This window comes from Candidatus Nomurabacteria bacterium (genome assembly GCA_020847275.1).
Classification (GTDB): Bacteria; Patescibacteriota; Minisyncoccia; order Phycocordibacterales; family JACOZG01; genus JADLCI01.
In genome coordinates this window covers 1-9,770 of sequence record JADLCI010000002.1, presented here as the reverse complement: position 1 = coordinate 9,770, position 9,770 = coordinate 1, and the positions used below count along the sequence as shown (strand labels likewise).

Here is a 9,770-nt window from a genome sequence, read left to right as displayed (position 1 = left end):
GCTTTTGGTGTTCCCCATGATATCAACGGATTTCACCCCTACTCCATGAGTTCCACAGACCCCTCGCACCCTCTAGTCATGCCGTTTCTTTCGCGGTTTCCAGGTTAAGCCTGGAGATTTTACAAAAGACTAACATAACCACCTACACACCCTTTACGCCCAATGATTCCGGATAACGCTTGGGGCACTCGTATTACCGCTGCTGCTGGCACGAGTTTAGCAACCCCTTATTCATCGAGTACTATCACACTGTCCGAAGACAGTTTTCTCCCCGATAAAAGGTCTTTACGCGCCGAAGCGCTTCATCAACCACGCGACATCGCTCCGTCAGGCTTGCGCCCATTGCGGAAGATTCTCGACTGCAGCCACCCGTAGGTGTATGGTCCGTGTCTCAGTACCATCGGTGGGGAACAGGCTCTCACCCCCCCTAGCCGTCATCGCCTTGGTAGGCCATTACCCTACCAACTAGCTGATAGCCCGCAGGCCGCTCCGGAAGCAATAAATTTTTACTCTTGCGAGACCATCGGGAATTATTCCGCCTTTCAGCGGGTTATGCCCGACTTCCGGGTGCGTACCTACGTGTTACTACCTCGTTCGCCGTGGGTCTAAACCCACTCGACTTGCATGCCTTATCCATGTCGCCAGCGTTCATCCTGAGCCAAGATCAAACTCTTAATTAAACCGTCTTGTGGCGGTTAAGAATGAACGAAACAAAACAAAATAAACAAACTGTGTGATGCGTATATGTTGTATGCTTTCAGTTTTCAAGGAACGGACTATCAGTATACTCGGATAGAGAATGAAGTCAAGCGCCACCGTTATTGATTGAGTGGGGGCATTAAAAAAGCCCCCCGCTAGCGGGGGGCTTACACTGGGAAACTATTTCACCTTTTCACCTTAGTCCTCATCCGCGGAACTAAGCTCATCCTCATTCTCCCCCTTCCTCTCTGTGGGACATCAACACATGGAGCACAATGGCAACATATTCGATATCGATCCTGACAGTTGCGATGAATAACGGCCATTGGTCCGCGACACTGATGACAGAAATTGAGATACAGACTAGTGTCCGGGATACGACTTCCGCGTTTTGTATTCCCGGGCAAACGAACTTCAATCCCCCCGATCATCACCGTAAGATCCTTCTTGGCACGAGGCATCCATGTCTCCTTGCTTAAATAGTTTCTTCAACAAAAAACAACCCTCCCCCATTTATTTATACACCAGGAGATTCAAAAGTCAAGAAACTGAAACAAATCCTAGTTTCTAATTACTTCAATCTTGGAAGAAGGGGTGCATTCACTGGCGGTAGGAAACTGTCGGCAACACTCCCACTTTATGAACCAATCATATTGGGCTGAGCAATTATTGGCACACTGTTGGCCGCCCGGCACATCATCATCATAAGTATTAACACAGCATTGATAACAAGCACTCCTATCATAACCCATCTCAGTCTTACAGTGATTATAGTTCCGAAAGTTGGGAATCGGCCCACCTCCATTTCCAAAAAAATCATCGCACCGATCACTCCTTGTAACAGCTGTCTGTGACTGCCCTTGGCCACGAATAAACGAGAAGAACCGATCAAAAGTCTGGCCAGAGAAAAACGGTACCGCCACTAGTGCCGCGAAGATAATCACCAAGCTCGAATTTTTGATTTTCCTTTTTTTGTTTTCCATATACCCACCATGATAACAAAAAGAGGTTGGGCAAGTAAAGCCGGAAAACCCTATGACTTATTACTCCACCTTTCCCAGACCACCAGAAGCGGTGAAGCGATAAAAATGGAAGAATAAGTACCAACCGCCACCCCAATCGCCATTAAGAGAGAGAAGTTTTGGGTTGCGACCGCTCCGAAGAAATAAAGTACAACCAAGACAAAGATTATGGTCAGGGAAGTATTGAGTGATCGGCCAAAAGTTTCTGATAGACTTTGCCCAACTGTCTCAGTGAAGTGAGGCGAAACTTTCTTCTTTAAATTCTCGCGAATCCGGTCAAAAACGACAATCGTATCGTGTACAGACAGACCAAGAATTGTAAGTAGCCCCGTCAAGAAAAGTGCGTCTATTTCAACTCCCCGGGAAGCACCAAGATAAGAGAAAATACCAACAGGAATGATGAGGTCGTGTAACAGGGCGATAAAAGCAACCACGCCGTATTTCCAAGAACTAACTGGGCGCGAAACATGACGGAAAGCAAAAGCGATAAAGAGGATAATTAAAACGGTCACCAGCGCAATCGCGATTAATCCCCTCTCCGCCAATTCCTGACCCACCGTTGGACCAATAGAACTAAAACGTTTCTCGGTTGGCGATCCTGGTAAAGACCCGAGAAGAAACTGATGTTCATCCTCGGTTAAAGTCTTCAGTCGTAAAATTACATCATTGTCCCCAGCCAACTGGACGGACACCTGACCGAGGTTGAGCTTGTCTACCACGGTGCGAATGTCATCAGCCGATGGACGTTCAGAGCTATAGTTAACTTCCATGATAGAACCGCCGGTGAAATCAATCCCCAATTTCAGACCATAATTCCAGAGCGACCAACCTGAAGCGAGAATTAGTATCCCGGAAAAGAAGAAGAATAACTTTTTGTATTTAATGACAAACATGATTGATCAATTAGATAGTCCGGAACCGAAAAAGAAACGACTTAATTTATTAATCTTTCCTCCACCAACCGACTTCAAGAAAGTCCGTGTGATTGAGATGGCGGTTAGCATGCTCACTAGAACACCGATTGTTAAAGTAAGAGCAAAGCCCTTAACCAAACTTGTCCCAAACCAGAAAAGAATGAGTGCAGTAATGATGGAGGACAGATTCGAATCACGGATTGAGAGCCAGGCGCGCGAGAAGGCGTGCCCGAGAGCGTCATGAACATTATCCGTATGTTTCATCTCTTCTTTCAGGCGAGCAAAAATAAGAATATTAGCATCAACAGCCATCCCAACTGAAAGAATAAACCCAGCAATTCCGGCCGCCGTAAGCGTCACGCCGAATAGTTCGAAAATAGCCAACATCAATACCACATAGATGGCGAGTGAGATTACAGAGAGAAGTCCAGGCAAACGATACCAAATGACCATGAAGAGAGCCACGATAACTAGGCCAATCAACCCGGCCCGCAAGCCATGATCAAGCGCCTCCGCCCCCAAACTAGGACCAATCGTCTCTGTTGAGATAAGGGAGATCGGTACTGGCAGGGCACCTAGATTAAGGTTGCGGGCGAGTTCACGCGCTTCATCAACTGTAAACTGTCCAGAAATCTCAGCCTGACCAGAGGTTATCGCATCCCGCACAATGGGGGCCGAGATCAACTGTCCATCAAGAGAGATGCCCACTGGCCGCCCCACATTTTCCGTTGTAATTTTGGCGAAAAGTTTCGACCCCTCGTCATTAAATCTCAAACTGATTGAGGGATTAATCGATTGAGAAGAAAACTCCACTGTGGCCCGTTCCAGAAAGCGCCCACTAAGACCGGAAGAAACAAAGCTAGAAGTAGCACTGATGTCAGTTGTGCCATCTTGCAAGACAAGAAATTCTAACTGTGGTGTGACATTGATTAGTTTGAGGGCTTCTTTTAAATCAGTCACACCTGGCAATTCAACAATGAGACGATGCTTCGCATCTTGCCCTAAACCGCTTTGTTCAACTTGGATAATTGGCTCAGCAACACCGAAAGCATTAATCCGCCGATCAATCACTTCACGTAGAGAAGACATCGCTTCTTTAATATCCCCCGCTGGCACATTTGTCGTGTCGGCTTCATAGACCAAATGGCTACCCCCGGACAGATCAAGCCCAAGCTTGAAATCGCCGTAGGCGTAAACATAGTAGCCAACCGCCACGGCAAGAAGAATGATAACGAACGATAAGAGTTTACCGCCTTTCATTAGTGTCGCCCATTATAGCTGAAGAGGCCGATTAAGCAAGTACTGACCAGAGCACCTAGCAACCAGCCAGCGAGAAGATCAATCGATGAATGAATGTGGGCCAAGAAGCGGGCGACACCAATCAACAATGCGCCGACTAGATAAACCGCACCCCAGCGTGGGCGATACGACCAGACAGAGACGGCAAGAGCCATAAAGAGTGCCGCATGAGCGGAAGGAAAGGAACTGTCGGCAACTTGATTAATCAGCGGCACAAGGTTGGAATTAATCACAAAAGGTCGGGGAAAATAAAACAAACTCTTTAGTAACCAGATGAGAAGTGCTGTAACACCAAATGACGAAAAAATTAAACCGATTGACCTCAACGACTCGCCCCGTTCCACCTCCCGCAACATCCTTGCGGCTAAGAATAAAACCAGAATCCAGGGTAAATAGGTGGCGAAAAAAATGATTAGGTCCATAAATTAGATACCGCTCCGCGAGAGAATGGTGCGAATGGTTTTAAGTGCAATTTTTACATCCAACCAGAAACCACGGTTCTTAAGGTAGTAGAGATCATAAGAGAGTTTCTCACTTGTGGCCAGAAGATCAGATTGAAAGTGGGGATGATTCGTCTGATAAAGTTGAGCCCAGCCCGAGAGACCAGGCGCAATCAGATGACGCGCATCATAGTAGGGTAACTCTTTCCGATAAAGATTCACATAATCAGGCTTCTCTGGACGTGGACCAATCAGCGATTGTTCCCCCACAACAACACTCCAGAGTTGGGGTAGCTCATCGATTCTTGTCCGGCGAATAAAGGCCCCGATTTTGGTCGTCTTTCTCTCATATGGATCCTGTTCAAGCGACATACTGCGAAATTTATAAAGTTTAATCACGCGGCCACGCAAACCCACCCTTTCATCGCAGAAGAAAACCGGCCCACCATCCTCCAATCTGACAAGTAGCGGAATCACCAAATAAAATGGCAATGATAAAAGAGTCAGAATGAGGCCGAGAAGTAAATCCATTAGACGCTTGAGCAGCGAGTAAAGCCATTGCGGTTGATTGGAAATGTTCTCCAGAAACCATTTCTCGTTTACTAACGATATTGGAACGCGCTCAAAGATATTCTCATAAAATTTATGCACCGGCACAAAGCGAACGCCGTGAAAGAATCGCCGATAGAAATCGGGCAAGAGATGGTCCTCCCGACCGTCATATTTATTAAACACAATCAGTGCGGGGGCTTCGGTGACTAGGGCCAGACGATGTTCTGGACGCTGAGTAATTTCCCGTTTCAATTCCTCCACTTCATCACCATCACAAGCAAAGAAGACGCGAACGGGCCTTCCTTCGCCAATCCAGCGTGTAACATAAACCCGCCAAAGCCAAATCAGCGGCAAGGTGGTGATAAGATATAAAAATAAGTTCGTCTTCGGTGTAATGCCAGACTGAACGAAAAAAGGCACAAAGTAGAAGGCCAGAACAGCGATAAAACTATTCACCACTTGCGCCCGAATCAACATCTGAGGCAAATTGCGCGTCAAAATTAGGGTCTGACGGCGATAGAGATCAGAAATGAAAAAAACAATGACCCAGACAAAGTAAAGGGGTGCAAAAACGGCCACATGATTCCAAAAAACCATTGTCTCTGGTAAAACACCCGAACGTAAGGCAAGTGTGAGCCAAAGCGCAAGGAAAAAAGCGACAAGATCACCGAGCAATAGCACCAAGCTATCTTTCTTGCCGAAATTGATCATTCCTTGTATTATAACATAGAATGGAAAAAATTAAAATATGCTTCGGAGTTACCAAGGGAAATTGGGGTGGCGCCCAGAAATATGTCTACGACCTAGCAACCAATTTACCCCCAGAAGATTTCGTCGTCTCAGTCATTACCGGCCAGCCAGGGACCTTGTGTGATAAATTAAGTGAGAAAAAAATCGAAGTTTCCCGATTGGTAAACCTGGGACGGGACATCAAACTCCGTGACGACATCCACGCTTTCTTCACTCTTCTTTCTCTCTTCTCTCATAATCGGCCAGATATTCTTCACTTAAACAGTCCGAAAATGGGGCTACTCGGCGCGCTCGCTGGTCGTATGGCGGGAGTAAAAAAAATTATCTACACTTCACACGGTTGGCCTTTCCTAGAAGATCGTTCAAAGTTGAGTAAGATATTTTTCAAAATGCTGTGTTGGAAAATCTGCCTACTCTCTCATCGGGTTATCGTCATCTCCGAATCAGAAAAAATCCGAACCAGGAACTGGTGGCTGGTGCGACACAAGATTAATCTCATCTACAACGGCGTCGCCACCACCAATCTTCTCTCCAGAAAAGAAGCGCGAGCAGAATTAAATTTACCAGAAGACGCTTTCGTTGTTGGCACCATCGCGGAATTACACAAAAACAAAGGCTTGGAATATTTACCAAAAATTGACAACGTCGATTTTGTGCTAATTGGCGAAGGCGAGGAGCGGAAAAATCTGGAAAATAAAGGTTTAATTTTGGCTGGAAATATTCCCGACGCTTCACGCTTACTCCCCGCTTTTGATATTTTCGTCCTGCCGTCTATAAAAGAAGGTCTGCCGTATGTAATCTTGGAAGCCGGGCTCGCCGGTTTGCCGGTCATTGCCACTTCAGTTGGTGGTATTCCGGAGATGATTGATCATGAGCAAAGTGGTATTCTCGTGCCAACAAAGAATCCAGAGAAAATAAAACGGGCAATTGAAACTCTGAAAAATCACCCCGAAATCTGCCAATCCTACGGCGAAAGTTTAAAGAAAAAAGTGGGAAGTGGTTTCAGTCTAGAAGGAATGGTAGAAGAGACAATGATCATTTATGGCAAATAAGACGCTAACCTAAGACTTAAACCGGTCCCAAGAATTCATTGCGCATATCGTCACGATGATAGGAGCGACTGTAGGCTCGCATTCCCATTAAGATACCGAGACCGGCGAATTCAGCCAAGAGATGCGACCCACCGTAAGAGACGAAGGGTAGAGTGAGACCAGTAACTGGCAAAAGACCGAGATTCATTCCCACATTAATGACAAAGTGACTCATGAAGAAAATGGAAAGTCCGATGCCAAAAAGAGTTTCAAAGTTTGTCTCGCCCAACATGGCGATTTTCAAAATCCGCCAGATGACAATGCCGAATAACGAGAAGAACAACAAGACACCAATGAATCCCCACTCTTCAGCAAAAGCAGCGAAGATGAAATCAGTTTCGTATTCTGGTAAAAATTTAAGTCGCGACTGGGTACCGTAACCCACACCCTTACCAAAAATCTGACCAGAGCCGACAGCAATCGTTGACTGGAAAGAACTATAGCCCGTACCCCGAATATCAGAAAGGGGGTGGATGAAGGTAAGAATTCTCTGTTTCTGATATGGTGCGAAAACGGAAGTCCAGAGAAAAATGGAAGCAATAACCCCCGCCGCGAAAACAGCGAATAGATGCTTCTTTGAGATCCCGGCAAAGATAACCAAGCCAAGCCAGATAAGGAAAAAGACAATCGCCGAACCGAAGTCCGGTTGAATCAAAACCAGCAGAAAAGGAATCAGGGTATAAATCCCGGAGACAATAATGTGGCGAAGATGAGCAATTTCAATATGGCGACGAGAAAAATATTTTGCGAGAAGAAGAATGAGAACGAGTTTGATGAAATCTGCCGGCTGAAGTGAAACCCCACCCAAACTAAACCAGCTCTGTGCACCCCGGAAAGTACTACCAATCACAATGAGCAGAAGGAGGGAAAAGCAACTAAGGAAAAAGAGAGTGACCAGCACGCCCGACCGACGCAAGAAACGCCAATCAACAAAACTAAAAGCAAAAAAAACAGCAAGAGAAACGATAAACCAAAGTAACTGCCGTTCGAAAAAATAGCTTCCACTGGATCCGGTCACAGTAGAATCGGAGAAAGAAATCATCGTTACCATCCCCGCCCCAAGCAGAAGTACGGTGGCCACGAGAAGCAACCAATCAATTCGTCCCTTGAGAAAGTTACGGCCTGGTCGCTTTACCATGTTCAACGAGTTCGGGCGGGATCAAAATGGGGATAGAAATCGAAAAAAGTCGGCTCAACGGCGAAAGATCGGGGCCAAGTGAAAACAATTTCTTGCTTTGCTCTCGGCTCTAGCTTATCAATCAAGGTGGAACTGACAGCAAGCGCATTCTCGTCGGCATCAGAGAGAACGGCCGAAACAGAGACATCAGAAAGTGTCTTAAGGGATTCATTCTCAATTGTGGCAACGAGAAGTGGTGCCGGCCCACTGGTAAATGATTTATAAGTAATCTTGGGGGGAATCACCGCCCCTTGATCTACCCTCTGCCACACGGGTCCGGAAATTACCTCAAACGAAGCTCGCTTCGGCACCCGATTACCAATCTCTAGTCGACCCTGATAAACAAAGAACGACTCCCCGGGATTAAGAAAGATTTTACCTTCACGAGTAGTGACCAGAACATCATTAACGTCAAAAACTCTAACCCGATAACCAAGATCTCGAGCGGCATAATCACGATTCGGATTCTTGACCAAAGTCACCTCATCCCAACGAGTATCATCAATATTGAAAAGTCGCGACCAAACATCTTGAACCGGCCTAACCTCAAAAGAGCAAACCCTGGCACAAGGACCACCACAGTCCACTCCTAGCTCATTTTGATTCTTCTTATTATCCGAACAAGAAGCAGCTGGTTGATAACGATACCAAAGACCTGCGCCAATCAGCGCGAAAAAGACGATGACTAAGCCGAGATAAATCAGCCGACGTTTAACACTCCACTGCATGAGCTAAATTGTAACAGATTCAACGAGACGATTTAAGTACTTGGTTCTGGCGGATACCTACTCTCCCCTTGCGAGTACCATCGGTACTACGGCGCTTAACGACTCTGTTCGGAATGGTAAGAGGTGTGACCACCGCGTTAAACCACCAGAACTAAATACTCAAAATACCAAAAAACGAGCAATCTAAAGTAAAGTAATGCTTTCCAGATTTCCTAATGGGAATGGGATAATTAGTACTTCTCGGCTCAACACATTGCTGTGCTTACACCTAAAGCCTATCAACGTGATCATCTCTCACGGTCCTCATAACGATTCCTAATCTTGGGGTGGGCTTCTCTCTTAGATGCTTTCAGAGATTATCCCTTCCCGACATAGCTACCCGGCGGTGCTCTTGGCAGAACAGCCGGTAGACCAGAGATCGGTTCATTTCGGTCCTCTCGTACTAGAAACAACTCCCCTCAAGAATCAACGCCTGCAGTAGATAGGAGACCAACCTGTCTTACGACGGTCTGAACCCAGCTCACGTAACTTTTTAATTGGCGAACAGCCAAACCCTTGGGAGCTTCTCCACCCCCAGGATAAGTTGAGCCGACATCGAGGTGCCGAACTCCGCCGTCGATATGGACTCTTTGGCGGAACTAGCCTGTTATCCCCAGAGTAGCTTTTATCCGTTAATCTCCGGCCGCGTCTAAAGCGAACCGTCGGTTCACTATGCTCTGCTTTCGCATCTGCTTGACATGCACGTCTTACAGTTAAGCCAGCTTGTGGCATTGCCCTATCGTCACGGTTTCCATTCGCGACTAGCTGACCTTAATAGGCTCCTCCGTTACTTTTTAGGAGGAAAGCGCCCCACTTAAACTACCCACCAGACACTGTCTCCGCGCGTTTTTACCACGCAGGTTAGAACGTATTCAAGCGAAGAATGGTATTTCACTGACGACTCCATCGCAACCGAAACCGCGACTTCAAAGTCTCCCATCTATGCTACGCAACGCACAAATACGCTCAATATCAAGTTGTAGTAAAGCTTCTGGGGTCTTTTCGTCTATCTGCAGGTAACCGGCATCTTCACCGGTACTGTATTTTCACCGAGCTAAT

At 46.5% G+C, this 9,770-nt stretch carries 7 protein-coding genes and 3 rRNA genes; 1 reads left to right on the top strand and 9 read right to left on the bottom strand.

Annotated features, from left to right (window positions below):
* The 5 genes from IT398_00495 to IT398_00475 form a co-directional block, all read right to left on the bottom strand.
* Positions 1-680: ribosomal RNA gene (locus tag IT398_00495) — 16S ribosomal RNA — on the bottom strand; the annotation flags it as partial.
* Positions 681-1,732: 1,052 nt separating this feature from the next.
* Complete coding sequence (gene secF, locus IT398_00490) at positions 1,733-2,617, bottom strand: protein translocase subunit SecF (GenBank protein MCC6290542.1); 885 nt, start codon at positions 2,615-2,617, stop codon at positions 1,733-1,735.
* A 3-nt stretch (positions 2,618-2,620) separates the two neighbouring features.
* Positions 2,621-3,895, bottom strand: a complete 1,275-nt coding sequence (secD, locus tag IT398_00485) for a protein translocase subunit SecD (protein MCC6290541.1) — start codon at positions 3,893-3,895, stop codon at positions 2,621-2,623.
* Positions 3,895-4,356: a phosphatase PAP2 family protein gene (locus IT398_00480; protein MCC6290540.1), complete on the bottom strand. Its 462-nt coding sequence runs from the start codon at positions 4,354-4,356 to the stop codon at positions 3,895-3,897. Before IT398_00480 ends, secD begins: the two co-directional genes overlap by 1 nt.
* Before the next feature lie 3 nt (positions 4,357-4,359).
* Complete coding sequence (locus tag IT398_00475; GenBank protein MCC6290539.1) at positions 4,360-5,637, bottom strand: sugar transferase; 1,278 nt, start codon at positions 5,635-5,637, stop codon at positions 4,360-4,362.
* A 20-nt stretch (positions 5,638-5,657) separates the two neighbouring features.
* Between IT398_00475 and IT398_00470 the strand changes: the two genes are divergently transcribed.
* The gene (locus tag IT398_00470; GenBank protein MCC6290538.1) at positions 5,658-6,728 is read left to right on the top strand and encodes a glycosyltransferase; all 1,071 of its coding nucleotides are present in this window, start codon (positions 5,658-5,660) and stop codon (positions 6,726-6,728) included.
* A 16-nt stretch (positions 6,729-6,744) separates the two neighbouring features.
* Here the strand turns inward: IT398_00470 and rodA are convergent, their stop codons facing one another.
* From rodA to IT398_00450, 4 genes are all read right to left on the bottom strand, one after another.
* Entirely contained in the window at positions 6,745-7,905 is a 1,161-nt protein-coding gene (rodA, locus tag IT398_00465) for a rod shape-determining protein RodA (GenBank protein MCC6290537.1), read from the bottom strand.
* Between the two features lie 2 nt (positions 7,906-7,907).
* Entirely contained in the window at positions 7,908-8,672 is a 765-nt protein-coding gene (locus tag IT398_00460; protein MCC6290536.1) for a hypothetical protein, read from the bottom strand.
* Positions 8,673-8,715: 43 nt separating this feature from the next.
* A 5S ribosomal RNA gene (gene rrf / locus IT398_00455) occupies positions 8,716-8,823 on the bottom strand.
* Positions 8,824-8,881: 58 nt separating this feature from the next.
* Positions 8,882-9,770 (bottom strand): 23S ribosomal RNA (locus tag IT398_00450); the annotation flags it as partial.

What these genes read in the sequence shown, in the direction of transcription:
- IT398_00475 (MCC6290539.1), bottom strand. Translation starts at nt 5,637, where the DNA reads ATGATCAATTTCGGCAAGAAAGATAGCTTGGTGCTATTGCTCGGTGAT.
- IT398_00460 (MCC6290536.1), bottom strand. Translation starts at nt 8,672, where the DNA reads ATGCAGTGGAGTGTTAAACGTCGGCTGATTTATCTCGGCTTAGTCATC.
- IT398_00480 (MCC6290540.1), bottom strand. Translation starts at nt 4,356, where the DNA reads ATGGACCTAATCATTTTTTTCGCCACCTATTTACCCTGGATTCTGGTT.
- IT398_00470 (MCC6290538.1), top strand. Translation starts at nt 5,658, where the DNA reads ATGGAAAAAATTAAAATATGCTTCGGAGTTACCAAGGGAAATTGGGGT.
- rodA (MCC6290537.1), bottom strand. Translation starts at nt 7,905, where the DNA reads ATGGTAAAGCGACCAGGCCGTAACTTTCTCAAGGGACGAATTGATTGG.
- secD (MCC6290541.1), bottom strand. Translation starts at nt 3,895, where the DNA reads ATGAAAGGCGGTAAACTCTTATCGTTCGTTATCATTCTTCTTGCCGTG.